At 55.7% G+C, this 15,673-nt stretch carries 15 protein-coding genes and 1 tRNA gene; 14 read left to right on the forward strand and 2 right to left on the reverse strand.

The features are described from left to right. Positions 1-527 precede the first annotated feature (527 nt). A tRNA-Arg gene (locus BN4275_RS00260) sits at positions 528-604 on the forward strand. Between the two features lie 190 nt (positions 605-794). On the opposite strand, the gene hdhA is transcribed toward BN4275_RS00260, so the two are convergent. Continuing rightward, positions 795-1,589 (reverse strand): 7alpha-hydroxysteroid dehydrogenase, encoded by a 795-nt coding sequence (gene hdhA, locus BN4275_RS00265; protein ID WP_341423360.1) that lies wholly within the window; start codon positions 1,587-1,589, stop codon positions 795-797. A 381-nt stretch (positions 1,590-1,970) separates the two neighbouring features. Here hdhA and BN4275_RS00270 point away from each other — a divergent pair, with 381 nt between their 5' ends. The 11 genes from BN4275_RS00270 (at position 1,971) to BN4275_RS00320 (ending at position 12,910) form a co-directional block, all read left to right on the forward strand. Further along, the gene (locus BN4275_RS00270) at positions 1,971-3,029 is read left to right on the forward strand and encodes a zinc-dependent alcohol dehydrogenase (protein WP_066452477.1); all 1,059 of its coding nucleotides are present in this window, start codon (positions 1,971-1,973) and stop codon (positions 3,027-3,029) included. A 5-nt stretch (positions 3,030-3,034) separates the two neighbouring features. Next, the gene (locus tag BN4275_RS00275; RefSeq protein ID WP_199719763.1) at positions 3,035-3,865 is read left to right on the forward strand and encodes a transketolase; all 831 of its coding nucleotides are present in this window, start codon (positions 3,035-3,037) and stop codon (positions 3,863-3,865) included. Next, entirely contained in the window at positions 3,862-4,803 is a 942-nt protein-coding gene (locus BN4275_RS00280) for a transketolase family protein (RefSeq protein ID WP_066452478.1), read from the forward strand. The genes BN4275_RS00275 and BN4275_RS00280 overlap by 4 nt, the downstream gene beginning before the upstream one ends. A 16-nt stretch (positions 4,804-4,819) precedes the next feature. After that, entirely contained in the window at positions 4,820-5,695 is an 876-nt protein-coding gene (locus BN4275_RS00285) for a beta-keto acid cleavage family enzyme (RefSeq protein ID WP_066452642.1), read from the forward strand. Between the two features lie 26 nt (positions 5,696-5,721). Then, positions 5,722-6,795 carry a TRAP transporter substrate-binding protein gene (locus BN4275_RS00290; protein WP_066452479.1) on the forward strand — a complete coding sequence of 358 codons (1,074 nt, stop codon included), beginning with the start codon at positions 5,722-5,724 and terminating at the stop codon, positions 6,793-6,795. Between the two features lie 88 nt (positions 6,796-6,883). Further along, the gene (locus BN4275_RS00295; protein ID WP_066452480.1) at positions 6,884-7,375 is read left to right on the forward strand and encodes a TRAP transporter small permease; all 492 of its coding nucleotides are present in this window, start codon (positions 6,884-6,886) and stop codon (positions 7,373-7,375) included. Further along, the gene (locus BN4275_RS00300; protein ID WP_066452481.1) at positions 7,372-8,658 is read left to right on the forward strand and encodes a TRAP transporter large permease; all 1,287 of its coding nucleotides are present in this window, start codon (positions 7,372-7,374) and stop codon (positions 8,656-8,658) included. Before BN4275_RS00295 ends, BN4275_RS00300 begins: the two co-directional genes overlap by 4 nt. Before the next feature lie 178 nt (positions 8,659-8,836). Beyond that, positions 8,837-9,613, forward strand: a complete 777-nt coding sequence (locus tag BN4275_RS00305; protein WP_066452482.1) for a FadR/GntR family transcriptional regulator — start codon at positions 8,837-8,839, stop codon at positions 9,611-9,613. Positions 9,614-9,626: 13 nt separating this feature from the next. After that, complete coding sequence (locus BN4275_RS00310; RefSeq protein WP_066452483.1) at positions 9,627-10,589, forward strand: D-2-hydroxyacid dehydrogenase; 963 nt, start codon at positions 9,627-9,629, stop codon at positions 10,587-10,589. Between the two features lie 99 nt (positions 10,590-10,688). After that, positions 10,689-11,717, forward strand: a complete 1,029-nt coding sequence (locus BN4275_RS00315; RefSeq protein WP_242863518.1) for an L-threonylcarbamoyladenylate synthase — start codon at positions 10,689-10,691, stop codon at positions 11,715-11,717. A gap of 164 nt (positions 11,718-11,881) precedes the next feature. Further along, on the forward strand, positions 11,882-12,910 hold the full coding sequence (locus BN4275_RS00320; RefSeq protein WP_066452484.1) for a Gfo/Idh/MocA family protein: 1,029 nt from the start codon (positions 11,882-11,884) through the stop codon (positions 12,908-12,910). A gap of 37 nt (positions 12,911-12,947) precedes the next feature. Here the strand turns inward: BN4275_RS00320 and BN4275_RS00325 are convergent, their stop codons facing one another. Beyond that, positions 12,948-13,829 (reverse strand): AraC family transcriptional regulator, encoded by an 882-nt coding sequence (locus BN4275_RS00325; RefSeq protein WP_158572774.1) that lies wholly within the window; start codon positions 13,827-13,829, stop codon positions 12,948-12,950. Between the two features lie 191 nt (positions 13,830-14,020). Here BN4275_RS00325 and BN4275_RS00330 point away from each other — a divergent pair, with 191 nt between their 5' ends. Together BN4275_RS00330 and BN4275_RS00335 are read left to right on the forward strand one after the other, a co-directional pair. Then, positions 14,021-15,094 (forward strand): tripartite tricarboxylate transporter substrate binding protein, encoded by a 1,074-nt coding sequence (locus BN4275_RS00330; RefSeq protein ID WP_079987957.1) that lies wholly within the window; start codon positions 14,021-14,023, stop codon positions 15,092-15,094. Between the two features lie 119 nt (positions 15,095-15,213). Then, the gene (locus BN4275_RS00335) at positions 15,214-15,669 is read left to right on the forward strand and encodes a tripartite tricarboxylate transporter TctB family protein (protein WP_066452485.1); all 456 of its coding nucleotides are present in this window, start codon (positions 15,214-15,216) and stop codon (positions 15,667-15,669) included. Positions 15,670-15,673 lie beyond the last annotated feature (4 nt).

Here is a 15,673-nt window from a genome sequence, read left to right on the forward strand (position 1 = left end):
TCACTTCACAAAGTGTGACCCAGCCAAGTTACCTTTGCTGGTTTCGCTTTTCGCGTTTGTACGCTCACGTTTCCATGAGTGTACTCAAAAAAATTTTCAAGGGTTACTTCTGCCTATAAACCGGCTCTCAGAGCCAATCTACAAGCTTCTGTTCTTTCTCTCGTTGTTCATTTTTCAAGGTGCTGCTTGCCGGCTCTTGGCGGTTTTTGGCGCCGCGCTCACGAGACAGCTTAGTTATAATATCACGGCTGGGACAAACTGTCAAGCAGTTTTGGCAAGAATTTTGCCTGCCTTTTACAGTTTGTTTTTTCCACAATCTTTCCACAGGCTTAATTAAGCTATTCAAGCGGGCTCCCGGATTTTTCAACATTTTTGTGTGGAAAAGATTTTTTCCGTTCTTCTACAGTATGCCACGATTTTCCTGCTTCATCCAGGCTTTTTTGAAAAAAGATTGCTTTTTTTTTCAGAATGTGCTATCCTATTAACTACTGATTTGATTCCCATAAATCTTATAATGAAATTGGTATGCGCCCGTGGCGCAGTTGGATAGCGCGTTTGACTCCGACTCAAAAGGTCGCAGGTTCGAATCCTGTCGGGCGTACCACACAACCCTGCATTGCGAAAAGCTCTGCAGGGTTTTTCTTTTTGTCCGGCATCTCCTGGGAAATACAAATTACAGCATTCATTCCGAATCCATCACTTCCTATACACATTATATATAGTATTCCTGTCAAACCGGACGCACTTGGAGCGCCAACGTTTCCGGACAGGCCCCTTTGACCGGGACCCGCCGCTCAGACGTCCGAACCCGCGCGCCTTGCAAGGCCGGCATATTGCGGAGTCCCAATGCCATAGCCCCCGGCTACATCCAGGATGTGACCGGTAATATAGGAGGCGTCGTCGCTCGAGAGAAAAAGCACCGCGTTCGCAACGTCCTCCGGAGTTCCGATACGATTGAGAGGCACGTGGGACAGGAACGATCGGATAAAGGAATCGGGCATGTTTTTCATCGCGGCGTCGGTACCGGTGAGCCCCGGAAGCACCGCATTGCAGCGGATGTTGTTGCGCGCATACTGCATGGCGATCTGCTGGGTTATATTATTGATCGCGGCTTTTGAAACGCCATAACCGATCCGGGTTACGTCCGGTATCATCCCGCCGATGGAGGAGATATTCACAATACTTCCCCCGCCCTGCTCCAGCATATGCGGAACCACCAGACGGCTGATGCGGTAAACGCTCCCCAGATTCAGCTCCAAAATCTCAAAAAAAGCCTCTTCTGATCCGTTTACCAAATCCAGATCCTCCGCGGGCCTGCCGGTTCCAAAGTTGTTGACCAGAATATCGATGCGCCCCGCCTGCTTGACAGCCGCCCCCACCATAGAGCCGTAGCTCTCCCGCTCAAGGGCGTCAAAGAACACTGGAAACATCTCATACCCTTTGGCTCTGCTCCGGTCGCAGATCTCCTGCGCAGCCCGCAGCCGGCGGGCCCCCATTGCCACCCGCGCCCCATTTTCCGCAAGCTTTAACGCGCAAGCCAAACCAATCCCTTTGGTGGCCGACGTCACCAACGCGACTTTGTTCTCCAATTTCCGCTCCATAGCCATTTTCTGATCCTTTCGTTTTTTATCATTATTTGTTCTGAAAGGGATTCTATGCAGGCTTCTTTGCCTGCCGCAATACCATATCGCCGCCGCATAAAGCAATCGTTCCTCCGACCAGGGATAATCCTCCGGTTCGGCCCTCCCAAATCCCTCCAAACATCAGACTTTATATTTTGAGAATATCTTACAATTTCAAAGCATCCTGCACAAACATCAGACAATATCATTGTGTAAAACAAAGAAAAAACGCAATTTTGCTAAAATATATTGACTTTAATGCCTTTTAAGCAGATAATAAGCCCATAGTACATCAGATGTTTATGAATAATCTAAATTTTAACATCTGATGAATAGGAGGAAAAACCCATGAAAGCGGTCGTAAAAAACAGCACGGACATCGGCCTTGAATACCGGGAGGTTGACAAGCCAGTCCCCAAACCCCACGAAGTCCTGATCGAAGTGGAAGCGGCATCCATCTGCGGAACGGATATCCATTATTATAAGTGGGATCAGAACGCCAAGGATTTCGCGGGAAAATTCAACGTCCAGTTCCCCTTTATCATCGGCCACGAATTCTCCGGCACCATCGTTGCTGTGGGTGAAGCGGTTTCCACCCGCAAAGTTGGCCAGCGGGTCGCCATTGAAACGCACATCCCCTGCGGGACCTGTTTTCAGTGTGAAAACGGCGAAGCGCACAACTGTGCAAACATGAGCGTCTACGGCACCAGCTGCAACGGATGCTTTGCCCCTTACGCCGTGGCGGACGAAAAGATCTCCTTTGTCCTTCCCGATGAGGTGAGCTTTGAAGAAGGCGCGCTGCTCGAACCGGCCGGTGTCGCAATGCGGGCGGTCGAGGAGGCGAGGATTGCTCCCGGAGATACGGTTGTCATCAACGGATGCGGGCCGATCGGGCTTATGGCAATCCAGATTGCCTATGCGGCGGGAGCCGGACGGGTAATCGCCTTCGATATGGACGAATACCGGCTCAAAATGGCCGCGGAATTTGGCGCGGCTACCTTCAACTTCACCAAATGCAACACGGTGGAGGAGGTCAAAAAGCTCACCAAAGTGCGCGGCGGCGCGGATGTGGTCATCGAGCTTTCCGGCGCGGCCAGCGCCTACAGAACGATCTTTGATATGATCCGGCTCGAAGGCCGGATCGTCACTGTTGGACACCCCGGCGGTCCGGTGGAAATCAACGTCACCCAGAATATCAATCTGAAAGGAGCCAGCATCAAAGGCATCTTCGGCCGGCGCATCTGGACCACCTGGCATGACCTGACCTCCCTGATGGCTGCCAAACGCATCGACCTTCTGAAGGTGGTCACCCACCGGTTTTCTTTTGCGGAATACGAACAGGCTTTTGCGCAGATCAGCCAGGGCGCCGGTAAAATCCTGTTCCTGAAAGATAAAGATAAGGAGTGATTTTTGTGGAGAACGCACGCACCGAAAGACTGCAGAAGATCGCCAACCAGATGCGCCTGGAAGTCGTTAGAATGGTCCACAACGCGGGTGACGGGCATCCCGGTCCCTGCATGTCCGCCATGGATATCCTGACCTGTCTCTATTTTGACCAGATGAATATCCGTCCGGAAGATCCGAAATGGCCTGACCGCGACCGGTTCATCCTTTCCAAAGGCCACGCTTGCCCCGCGCTTTATACGGCGCTCGCTTATAAAGGGTACTTCTCCAAAGCGGAATTCGACGGTCTGCGCAGCCTCGGTTCGATACTGCAGGGACACCCCACGCTCCAGAAAACCCCCGGGCTTGACATGACCTCCGGATCGCTTGGGAACGGCCTTGGAATTGCCACCGGCATGGCAATCGCAGGAAAATACCGCAAGCAGGATTACTACACCTACGTCATCATGGGCGACGGCGAGCTACAGGAGGGTTCCGTTTGGGAAGCCGCCATGTGCGCGAAGAAAAACAGCCTTGACCATCTGATCGCTTTTATCGACCACAACAACTGGCAGAGCGGCGGCTCGGTGACCGAATGCTCCGGCCTGCTTCCCGTCCGGGAAAAGTGGGAAGCCTTCGGGTGGTTCACACAGGAGATCGACGGTCATAATATCGACGAAATCCTCGGCGCGATCGAAGCGGCAAAAGCGCAGAAAGGCCAGCCGGCCGCGATCGTCGCAAGAACGGTCAAGGGAAAAGGCCTCGACTATATGGAGGACGACAATTCCTGGCACAAGCGGGTTCCAGACGACGCGCAGCTGGAACGTGCCATCGAGCTTTTGGGAGGGGATCAGAAATGATGAAATACAGCGGTTCCAGAGAAGCATTTACCGCAGCGCTGCTTGATATTGCGGAAAAGGACGACCGCGCGATGCTGGTCTCGGCAGATTCCCTGAAGGCCATGCGCGCTACAAAATTTGCCGAACAGTACCCCGACCGTTATGTGGAATGCGGCATCTCCGAACAGGACGCGGTGCTGGTCGCATCCGGCCTTGCAAGCTGCGGACTGGTCCCGTTCGTCGGGACCTACGGCGGATTCATCACCATGCGCGCCTGCGAACAGATGCGCACCTACTGCGCTTACCCCAATATGAACGTAAAACTCATCGGGATTAACGGCGGTCTGCTCGGCGGTGAACGGGAAGGCGTGACCCACCAGTTTATCGAGGATTTGGGCATCGTGCGCACCATCCCGAATATCACGGTGCTGACCCCGGCGGACCAGTATCAGGTCTACGGCGCGGTGAAAGCCGCCATGGAAATCGACGGCCCGGTCTATGTCCGCTGCGCCAGCGGACGGGAGCCTATCGTCTATGACGAAAGCGTCCCGTTCACATTTGGAAAGATCCGCGTCCTAAAAAACTACGGCGACGATGTGGCCATTTTTGCCGCCGGCTATCTGATGAACCGGGCGGTCCAGGCGGCTGAAGATCTGAAAGCACAAGGCATCTCCGCCACGCTGGTGGATGTCTCCACCCTCAAGCCGATCGACGAGCAGGGCGTTGCCGAGGTGCTTGCGCGCTGTAAGCGGGCGGTGACTGTTGAGGATCACAATGTGATCGGCGGGCTCGGCAGCGCAATCGCGGAAACCGCTGCAAAACTCTGCCCGACACCCATGGCCTTTATCGGCGTGCAGGACCGCTTCGCGGAATCCGGAGCCGCCGACGCGCTGCTGGATGCCTACGGCATGTCGGCGGATGCAATTGTAAAAGCGGCAAAAGAACTTTGCAGCCGCTGACGGGGGGCCAATGATCATGGACAAGGTAATCTTGGAGGCGCGGATCAATGAATACGCCATGCGGGACAGGAATCCGCATGTCCCCTGGACTGTGCGGGAAATCGTCGACGAGGCGCAGCGGGTCCGGGATGCGGGGGCCGCGATTCTCCATTTCCATGCGCGCAATCCGGATGGAAGTCCCTGCAACCGCCCGGAAACATACGCCGAAATCATCGAAAAGGTCCGGGAAAAGACCGATATCCTCCTGCTTCCCACCCTTGGTTTCAACAGCAACGACAAGGAGGAAAGGGACCGCATCCGGATCATCTGCGCCCTCGCGGAAAACCCCGCCACCCGCCCGGACATCATCCCGCTCGACATGGGCAGCGTCAACCTGGAACAATACGATGAAGCCTCCGGCCAATTCCGAAACGAGGACGAGGTCTACCTGAATCCCACCGGCACGCTGGAGTTTTGCGCCCGCGAAATGAAAAAATATAAAATCAAGGTGAAGATGACCTGCTGGGACGTCGGTTTTGTCCGGCGCGGAAAGAAATTTCTTGACCAGGGGCTGATCACCAAGCCGGGCTATTTCCTGTTCCATCTGACCGAAGGGCGGTATCTGACCGGACACCCCTGCACCAAGGAGGGCGTCGATGCCCTGCGCAGCACCCTGCCCGACGAGGAATGCTACTGGACGGCCAACTGCCTGGGCGGCAACCTTTTAAATGTCGCCCCGCATGTGATCGCGTCGGGGGGGAACCTTGCCATCGGCATTGGGGATTACCATTACAGCGAGCTCGGCGCGCCCAAAAATGAAATGCTCATCACCCGGGCCGTCAAAATTGCCCGACAGTTTGACCGTGAAATCGCATCGCCCGGCGATGTGAAAAAGATGATCCACGCAGAATGAAATACGGAAAGAGAAGGAGAATTGTAATGAAAAAAATCCTAAGCGTCCTGTTGGCTACTGTCCTGATCACTTCGTTCGCCGCCTGCGGCGCGGGCAATTCCAGCGCGTCCCAGTCCTCCGCGGCGCCGGCGGCCTCTTCCCCAGACGGCGGGAGCGCACCCGCTTCCGATGAAAAAGCGGTCATACTGAAGGTTGGCGGAATCCAGACCACCGAGGACCCCTCCACCGAAGCGCTCTACAAGATGGCTGAACTCGCCAAAGAAAAAAGCGGCGGCAGCCTTACGCTGGAAGTTTATCCCGCGTCCCAGCTGGGTAACGCGACCGCGCAGGTGGAAGCGGTTGGCATGGGCTCGCAGGATATGTTTGTGGACGCGGGCTGGATGGGCACCTTCCTGCAGGATAAGACGATCGACAGCATGTGGTTCCTGTTCCAGAACGCCGAACACTATGACAAATACATCAACAGCGATCTGAACAAACAGATGGAGGAGGATTTCCGCGAGCTCAAGGGTATCCGAATCATCGCGAGCAACTGGTACCGTGCGGCGCGTTCATTCGTCACCAAAGCCCCCATCACCACTGCGGCGGATTTTTCCAACATGAAAATCCGCGTCCCGGAACTCACCGGTTATCTCGAGTCCGTGGATGCGATCGGCGGCAAGGCGACCCAGATCGCATGGAGCGAAACCTATCTGGCACTGTCGCAGGGCGTCTGCGACGCAGCAGAAGGCCCGCTCGACAATCTGTACAGCATGAATTTCTTCGAGGCGGCCCCAAATGTCACGATCACCGAGCACAATCGTGACAGCATGCAGGTCATGATCAACGACCGGACCTTCCAGAATCTGTCCGCCAATCAGCAGGAAGCGCTGACCCAGGCCGCGCTGGAAGCCGGCGACTGGTACACCGAACAGATTTCCACCGCCTGCGAAGAAGCGCTCAAGGCGATGGAGGAAAAGGGCGCCAACATCGCCCAGCTGGACCCGGCGGAGCTTGAAAAGCTCCGGGAGATGGTGACCGCGCGGGCTTCCGAGCTGGACGCCTCCGGAAAATACTGGACGGCCGGAATGTACCAGCAGATCGCTGACATGGCCGAATAACCCCCAGCGCTGTGACGCCAGTCCGGGCCGGAAGTGTCCTCTTTCGGCCCGGATTAACACAAATCCACGGGTATAGAGAGGTCGTTTTATGAATCTACTGAAAAAACTGAATTACCTGTTCTACCAGGTCAGCAAAAAAACCGGCGCGTTTATGCTGCTCGTCCTGATTGTCACGGTGACCATGGGGATTATCAGCCGTTATCTTTTCAACAACCCTTTCACCTGGGTTGAAGAACTGGCGACCTTCCTTTTTGTCTGGATCTCATTTCTCGGAGCAACGACCGCTACCTATGAAAAAAGACATGTGGCGGTCGATTTCCTCGTCAGCAAGCTTCCTGGGTCGGTAAACGGCATGATCAAGATCATCGTCTATCTGTTCATCCTTGCCTTTATGGTGATGATCGTGGCCGGCTCCTTCATCCTGTTCCCCACCATGCAGCATGTCAGCGTGGCGCTGCGGATCCCGCGCTACTGCTACTATATCTCGATTACACTGTCGTCCGTCATGATGTTCTCCATCTATCTGGCGGAACTGATCGAATACCTGACGATGACGAAAAAAGGGGTGAGTGAAGCATGATTCCGATGCTGTTGATTGTTTTCCTGATTTTACTGCTTTTGGGTGTCCCTGTGGCTTTTTCACTTGGGATTCCGACGATTCTTTATTTCTTTCTGAATATCGGTACCATCCCGATCGAATTCATGCCTCACGCGATGACAAATCCGCTTTTCAACTATGTGCTGATCGCGCTGCCGGCTTTCCTGCTTTCCGGCCGGATGATGAACGGCACCGGAGTCACCAACCGCATTTTTAACCTGGCGCGCGCGCTGGTGGGACGTTTCCGCGGCGGACTTATCTATACCAACATCTTCGCAAGCATGATGTTCGCCTCGATGTCGGGCACAGCGGTCGGGGATGCCGGCGGGCTCGGCCAGGTCGAAATGGAAATGATGGACCGCGCGGGATATAAAAAGGACGTAGCGGCAGGCGTTACTGCCGCTTCGAGCGTGTTGGGGCCGATCATCCCGCCGAGTGTCAACATGGTCATCCTCGGCGCGACTGCTTCGATCTCGATCGGCAAACTTTTTATGGGCGGGATCATCCCCGGGCTCCTGATGGCTGCCGCGCTGATGCTCAATGTTACCCTGCGCGCCCACTTCACCGAAGAGGGCCGTTCCTGGCCGGTCGACAAAGTGCCGGGAAAAGAGGTCTTAAACGCCTGCCTGCAGGGGATTTTGCCCATGCTCTGCCCGGTCATCATCATCGGCGGAATTTCGCTCGGCGTCGTCACGCCCACCGAGGCCGCCATCCTGGCGATCGACTACGCCATCCTGCTCGGACTTCTCTATCGGGAGATCTCCTTTAAAAGCGTTTGGGAAACCCTGGAGGCCACCGTTGCTTCGGCCGGCACCTTCATGTACATCATTGCGGTGGCTGGTTTTTACACCTGGATTCTGACCCGTGAAGGCCTGCCGCAGATGCTCACCGCTCTGCTTCAGCCGGTTGTCGGCTACAGCCAGACCGTGGGACTGCTCGTTATCGCCGCCTTCCTTCTGGTGGTAGGGTGTTTCCTCGACACCACGGCCGCCATCCTGATGGTCGCCCCCATCCTGATGCCAATCGTAAACTCTTTGCAGATCGATCCCATCTTATTCGGTATCATCATGGTGGTCGCTCTGATTATCGGCATCATCACGCCTCCGTTCGGCATCTGCCTGTTCGTGGTCTCCGATGTGGCCAAGCTCCCGGTGAGTGCCGTCACAAAGGAATCCCTGCGTTATCTGCCGGCCATGTTCATCACTCTGCTGCTGCTCATTTTCTTCCCGCAGCTGGTGACTTGGCTGCCGGGGCTGCTGGCTTGACGGATATGATACGACAGCTTTTCTTCGGCAGAGAATTATGCTATAATAGCCGCGAAGCGGCTATTATAGCAGGCATGCGCAGGTTGCCTGCGCGGCTGCTGTGACGGGCGATTATTCCGCGCCGCAGATTGGGCGGCTGCGGGATGCTGTAAAAAATTACGGTAGAGGAATGCGATTTATGAAAGTATCCGGCTCGATGGCGACTGACAAAGTGACCAATTATATCAGAGATTGTATCATGGCCGGGAAATGGCAGAGCGGGGACAAGCTGCCGACCGAACAGGAATTCTGCACACAGGTTGGCGTCAGCCGAAGCTGTGTCAGGGAAGCTATGAAAGTACTGGAGGCAAGCCACATTGTGGAGATCCGCCGCGGCGACGGGACCTATATTTCGGACCCGGATCAGATCTCTTTTATGGGCCCGCTGCTTTTCAAGATCATCCTGAAAAAGAACACCCTCCAGGAACTCTATGATTTCCGGGAATCCATCGAGATGGGGGTCATGCGGCTGGCCATCTGCAACGCAAACGCGGATGATTTCGCAAATCTGGAGTCCTGCAACCAAAAAATGCAGGATTTCATCGACCAGCGCAAATCCGACAGCTGGGAACTGTATCAGCTGGACCTGATGTTTCACAAACATCTGGCGGAGGCGACGCACAACACCATCATGCGGGACGTGTACCAGTTTACATTTGATATCTTTGCCCCCTTCATCCTGCAAAACTATGAAAAGGGACAGAATGCCGAATCCGCCCTCGCGACCCATACGGAAATCTTGAACGCGCTGAAAAGCGGAGATTTTCTCCAGGTGGGTTATGCGATCCGCGCGTCGGTCGACCTCTGGAGCACCTGGATTGGGCAGGAAAACGCGCGGGATATCGTGCTGGCGGAGCTGTGGAAGACAAACCGGCCGGACCGCCAGCCAAAAAGCATTCCGGAAGAATCAGACTGAAAGAGGGATCTTCATGAAAATCATCATTTTGGACGGCTATACAGAAAATCCCGGCGACCTTTCATGGGCGGGACTGGAAGCCTTTGGGGAGTTGACCGTCTATGACCGCACCCCCCTGGACGATGAACAGGCGGCGATCGCACGCATCGGGGACGCCGAGATTGTATTCACGAACAAAACCCCTATCACCCGGACAGTCATCGACTCCTGTCCAAATTTGAAGTTTATCAGCGTGCTGGCGACCGGCTACAATGTCGTGGATTATCAGTATGCGCGGGAAAAGGGGATTCCCGTCACCAATATCCCGGCCTACGGCACCGCGTCAGTGGGACAGTTCGCGATCGCGCTGCTTCTGGAAGTCTGCCACCACATCGGGCACCACAACAAGGCGGTGCACGAGGGCAGATGGGAGCATAACGACGACTGGTGCTTCTGGGATTACCCGCTGATCGAGCTTGCGGGCAAAACGATGGGGATCATCGGGTTTGGGCGGATCGGTCAGGCGACGGGACGGATCGCGAAGGCGCTGGGGATGAAGGTGATCGCGTACGATTCGTATCCGAATGAGAGCGGAAAAGCGCTGGCGGAATATGTGGATCTGGAAACGGTGCTGAAAACCTCGGATGTGATCGCGCTGCACTGCCCGCTGTTCCCGGAGACCGAAGGGATCATCAGCAGGGAAAACATCGCGAAGATGAAGGATGGGGTGATCATCCTGAACAACTCGCGGGGTCCGCTCATCGTGGAGCAGGACTTGGCGGACGCGTTAAACAGCGGGAAGGTTTACGCGGCGGGGCTGGATGTGGTATCGACCGAGCCGATCAAGGGGGACAACCCGCTTTTGGGGGCGAAGAACTGCATCATCACGCCGCACATCAGCTGGGCGCCCAAGGAGAGCCGCCAGCGCATCATGGACTGCGCAGCCGAGAACGTCAAGGCGTATCTCTCCGGCAATCCGGTCAACGTGGTCAACTGACTTTTCCAAGCAAAATTAAAGCCGCCGCATGTTGATGCACACGCAATCAATATGCGGCGGCTTTTTCGCCGGTATAATCAAACGAATGGGGGTTTTTTATTGAAAACGAAAATGTGGAAACCGGATGGTGTGGATTCGAAGATCCTCTCCGAAGCTGCCAAAGTGATCACAGGCGGCGGGCTGCTGGCCTTCCCCACCGAAACCGTGTATGGGCTTGGCGCAAATGGCCTGGATGAGACTGCGGTATGCCGGATTTTCGAGGCAAAAGGCCGACCACAGGACAATCCCCTGATCCTCCATGTCCCGGACGCCGCATGGCTCACCCGCTACTGCGAGGAGGTTCCGTCAAGCGCCTATCTTCTTGCCCGGCGATTCTGGCCCGGCCCGCTGACAATGATCCTGCGCCGGAAAGCCTGCATCCCGAACCGCACAACGGGCGGGCTCGATACGGTCGGTATGCGCTGCCCTGCGCATCCGCTTACGCTTGCACTTCTGCGGCTGGCGGATCTGCCGGTCGCGGGTCCATCCGCCAACCGTTCCGGCAGGCCCAGCTGCACCACAGCCGCTCATGTGTTGGAGGATATGGGCGGCCGGATTGAAGGGATTCTGGACGGCGGGCCCTGTGAAGTCGGCGTGGAATCCACCATCCTTGACCTGACCTGCAATCCGCCGCGCCTGCTGCGGCCGGGTGGTCTGCCGCTTGAAGCGCTGCGCGAAGTACTTGGCGAAGTCGTCCTCGACCGGGCGGTCACCGCCCAGCTGAAGGACGGCGAACGGCCGCGCGCGCCGGGTATGAAGTATCGGCATTACGCGCCAAAAGCGCCAGTGACCGTCCTGACCGGCTCCGGAGCGAATACGGCGGACTATATCGCAGCACATATGAGCGGTGATTCCGGGATCGTCTGCTTTGACGAATATGCATACCGGTTCGCGGGACATATAGTCCATTGTCTGGGGAGCGAAACGGACAAGCGCGAACAGGCAAGGCGCGTCTTTGACGCGCTGCGCGCCTTCGATCACACCTGCGTCCGCGAAATCTGGGCCCAATGCCCGGATGCGCAGGGTCTTGGTCTTGCAGTCGCAAACCGCCTGAAAAAAGCCGCCGGGTTCCGGGTGATCGCGCTGTAAGCGATGAAAACCGGTTGACACGTGTAACCGGCCACAATGGGGTTTGCCTCTGCAGCGTTCCTTTTTGAGCATTTTTTGCAATAGGCTGGGCAGGTTTTGCACTGCGATGGAAGCGAAAAATCCGGTATAGTAAGGATGAATCCAAACCGGAAAGGAGCACAGGAATGGAAAAGATCGGATATGCAGTACTGGGCTGCGGGTTTATCGGCAAACTGCACGCAGGAGTGATCTCCCGCCTGCCAAACGCATACCTGGCCGCTGTCTGCGATGTGAACAAGACAGCCGCGGCCGAAATGGGGGCGCAATACGGCTGCAAGGTGTATAACGATTACCGTGAACTTTTACGCGACGCCGCGGTCGACGCGGTCACTGTCTGCCTGCCGTCGGGAATGCACCGCGACGCGGTGATCGCCTGCGCCAGGGAAAAGAAGCACGTCCTTTGCGAAAAGCCCATCGATATCAGCGTGGAACATGCGCAGGAGATGGTTGCGGCATGCCGGCAAAACGGCGTAACGTTCGGCGTGATCCTGCAGCACCGGTTCGACCGGCCGGTCCTCGCATTGCAGGAAGCGGTCCGGCAAGGGCTTATGGGACGGCTGCTCTGGGGCGCGTCCCGCACCATCTGGTACCGTGACGCGCAGTATTTCCAGAACCCCTACCGCGGCACCTGGCAGTATGACGGCGGCGGCGCGCTGATCAACCAGTCGATCCATTATATCGATCTCCTGCTCAATTTTTTTGGGCGGGTAAAAAGTGTGAGCGGCAAATGCCGCACCCTGCTGCATCATGAAATCGAAGCTGAGGACGTCGGGGTTGCCAATCTGGAGTTCTCAAACGGCTGCCTTGCCACGGTGGAAGGTTCGACCGTCTGCTATCCTGGGCTGTACGCGGAGCTCTGCCTGTTCGGTGAAAAAGGCTCCGCAATTGTACGCAATGACCATCTCTTGTTTTACCAGCTGGAATCCGGAAAAAACGCCGCGCTCGACGCGGTTGTGGATGTGGCCCGCGCAAATGCGCAGCATCTCGACGCACGCATCAGCGATGAGTCCCATTACCGGCAGTATGAGGACTTCACCCAGGCGCTGCTGGAAGGCCGGCAGCCGGCGGTAACCGGCGCGGACGCCTTGCATGGGCTTTCGGTCATCAAAGCGATCTATACCTCTTCCGACCAAAAGCGCGAGATCTACCTTTAATCCCACATCATTATAAATGCCGCCCAGGAATCGGATATCAATTCGATTCCTGGGCGGCGAGATATTCCGCGTACTGTTTCGGGGAGTAGCCAAACTGCTTCTTAAACGCCCGCAGAAAACTGGTGTAGTCTCCAAATCCACAGTACAGATAGACCGACGCGACCGGCACCCCTTCCATAATCAGGTTGCTTGCGCCCACCAAGCGCTTCTGGATGATGTACTGATACACCGAAGTCCCTGTCATTTCCTTGAAAAAACGCATGAAATAATATTTGCTCAGATACACATGTTCCGCCAGTTCCGCCACAGAGATATGCCGTTCCAGATTCTCTTCGATGTAGTGGTTGACAATCTCGATCATCTGCCGTTTTTTGACCGGGTCGCTCATATACTGCGGGGCATTTTCTTCACAGTTGCGGCGGAAAAGCACCATCAGTTCGGTCAGATATGCTTTATAAAGCACGCCGCTGCCAAAATTGTCCTGTCCCCGGTCCTGTTCCGCAATCAGCCGGCTGAGGAGCAGCCGGATATTGTTCTGCGTTTCAAGGGAAAAACGGTAGACCCCGAAACGCTGCCATTTGAAACAGGCGGCCAGATCATCTTCTTCATCGGAGAGCTGGCAGAGCATTTTTTCCGAAATCCGCAGCACGATTCGCTCATAGGTCACCTGCTGTCCGGAGAACAGGGGGCGGTGCGGCTGGTTGATTCCAAAGAGCAGGATATCCCCGGGTTTTACCGCAAAGATCGTATTCCCGATCTGATAGCTGAGGCTTCCGGAAATCAAAAAATACAGTTCATAAAAATTGTGGCTGTGCAGCGGCGCATAGTAATCCCAGCCGTCCAGATAATGAAAAATCTGATAATCACGGTCCATATTCGGAACGCCATGCAGCGTTTGCCTCTGGGTTTTTTCTTTCAAATGTGCGCACTCCTTTTTGCCGGGACAAGCCCTTTCAAAATATACGCCTATTATAATCGACAAGAGCACTTTTTGCAACATGCACAGCATTTTTTGCACTTACTTTTCACATTTTGTGAATGTACCATAATATTAGCGAGGGGAAATTCCCACTCGCAAAAAGAAGCAGACTTGAATAAGGAGGATGGAAAATGAAAAGAACCCTTTCTCTCGTATTAGCAATCGCATTGATATGCCTGTCCGGCTGCGGCCAGTCCGCCGCGCCGCAATCCAGCGCAGCGCCTGCCCAGTCCGCGGCGCCCGCCGCATCCAGCGAACCCGCCGCACCTTCCAGTGAGGCGCCCGCTGAGGACCCCGCTGCGGATTTCCCGGCAAAACCGGTTGAAGCCACTGTCCAGTGGGCGGCCGGAGGCGGCGGTGACCTCGTGTTCCGCGCGCTGGCCGACGTCTTCGCCGACCACGCGAACGGACAGCCGATGGTCATCAAAAATGTCGAAGGCGCTTCCGGCGTCACCGGCAGCACCGAGTTCATGGACGCTGAAGCGGATGGTTACAAGGTGATGCATGTCAACACCGCCCACGTTTCAAAAATCCACATGAGCGAAGTCCCCTACGACATCACTTCCTTTGAGCCGGTGATCCAGATCGTGGAAAGCTACAACTACCTGCTGGTGAACGCCGACGCGAAATGGAACACTCTGGATGAATTCATCGCGGACGCAAAAGCGGCTCCCGGCACGATTTCGATCGGCAACGCGGGCGTTGGCGGCGGAAACCATCTGGCTGCCCTGCTCTTCGAGCAGGCGGTTGACGCGGAATTCTCGCACATCTCCTACAGCGGCGGCGGCCCGACCGTCACCGGCCTGCTCAGCGGAGAGGTTGACGCGGCCATGTGCAACGCCCCGGAGGGCATGACCAACGTGGACGCCGGACAGCTCAAAATCCTGGGCAACTTCGGTTCCAAACGGTTTGAGAAATATCCGGACGTCCCCACCGCGCAGGAGAGCGGACTTGACCTCACCATCGAACAGTGGCGCGGCGTGGTCGTTCCGAAGGGAACCCCGCCAGAGCTCATTGCAAAGCTGCATGACATCATCAAGGAATGTGTGGAAGATGAACGTTATGTTGAAAAGATGAAGAGCATGGACGCTGTCCCGGCGTATAAGAACACCGCCGATTTCAAGGCGTTTATGGAATCGGAAAACAAACGCTTTGAGGAACTGATCAAGTCCAAGGGCCTCGGCGACCGCTACAAGGCCAGTTAACTGACAAAAGCGGTTGCTGCGACGCTCCAAACGACAGTCGCCGGCCGTACAGGGACCTCCTGTGCGGCCGATTTTTATCGCAGGGGCCTGTCACGAGGCCCTGATTGGGGGAATTATCTGTGAAAGACACCAGGATCTCTGATCTGTTAGCCGCGATCGGAACCCTTATACTTGGAATCGGAGCGTTCGTACTTTCGTCGTCGCTCCCCACCGCAAAAATTGGTCTGGGTTCGGGCGGCTTCCCGCGGGTGATCGGTTTCTGCCTGATATTGCTGGGCGCCATCCAGATGGTGTTCACCTGCATGAAAGGATTCCGGAATGTCCAGGTACAGCTCGACTGGGCAACAATCCGGCCGATCGCGGCCACCGCCGCAATCGCGTTTCTTTATGTCGGGCTTCTGCGGCAGGCTGGTTTCCTGCTGCTCACGCCGCTGCTGCTGTTTTCCGTAATGATGCTGTTCGGTTACCGCAAATATCTTTCCGCCGCCATCATCAGTATCGTTACCAGCGTGGTGATCTATGTCCTTTTCTCAAAAGTCTTTATGATCTTCCTGCCGGAATGCCGGTGGTTTTAAGGGG

This window comes from Anaerotruncus rubiinfantis (assembly GCF_900078395.1).
In the GTDB taxonomy this organism is placed as follows: domain Bacteria; phylum Bacillota; class Clostridia; order Oscillospirales; family Ruminococcaceae; genus Anaerotruncus; species Anaerotruncus rubiinfantis.

What these genes read in the sequence shown, in the direction of transcription:
- BN4275_RS00295 (WP_066452480.1), top strand. Translation starts at nt 6,884, where the DNA reads ATGAATCTACTGAAAAAACTGAATTACCTGTTCTACCAGGTCAGCAAA.
- BN4275_RS00300 (WP_066452481.1), top strand. Translation starts at nt 7,372, where the DNA reads ATGATTCCGATGCTGTTGATTGTTTTCCTGATTTTACTGCTTTTGGGT.
- BN4275_RS00285 (WP_066452642.1), top strand. Translation starts at nt 4,820, where the DNA reads ATGGACAAGGTAATCTTGGAGGCGCGGATCAATGAATACGCCATGCGG.
- BN4275_RS00290 (WP_066452479.1), top strand. Translation starts at nt 5,722, where the DNA reads ATGAAAAAAATCCTAAGCGTCCTGTTGGCTACTGTCCTGATCACTTCG.
- BN4275_RS00320 (WP_066452484.1), top strand. Translation starts at nt 11,882, where the DNA reads ATGGAAAAGATCGGATATGCAGTACTGGGCTGCGGGTTTATCGGCAAA.
- BN4275_RS00280 (WP_066452478.1), top strand. Translation starts at nt 3,862, where the DNA reads ATGATGAAATACAGCGGTTCCAGAGAAGCATTTACCGCAGCGCTGCTT.
- BN4275_RS00270 (WP_066452477.1), top strand. Translation starts at nt 1,971, where the DNA reads ATGAAAGCGGTCGTAAAAAACAGCACGGACATCGGCCTTGAATACCGG.
- BN4275_RS00305 (WP_066452482.1), top strand. Translation starts at nt 8,837, where the DNA reads ATGAAAGTATCCGGCTCGATGGCGACTGACAAAGTGACCAATTATATC.
- BN4275_RS00310 (WP_066452483.1), top strand. Translation starts at nt 9,627, where the DNA reads ATGAAAATCATCATTTTGGACGGCTATACAGAAAATCCCGGCGACCTT.
- BN4275_RS00330 (WP_079987957.1), top strand. Translation starts at nt 14,021, where the DNA reads ATGAAAAGAACCCTTTCTCTCGTATTAGCAATCGCATTGATATGCCTG.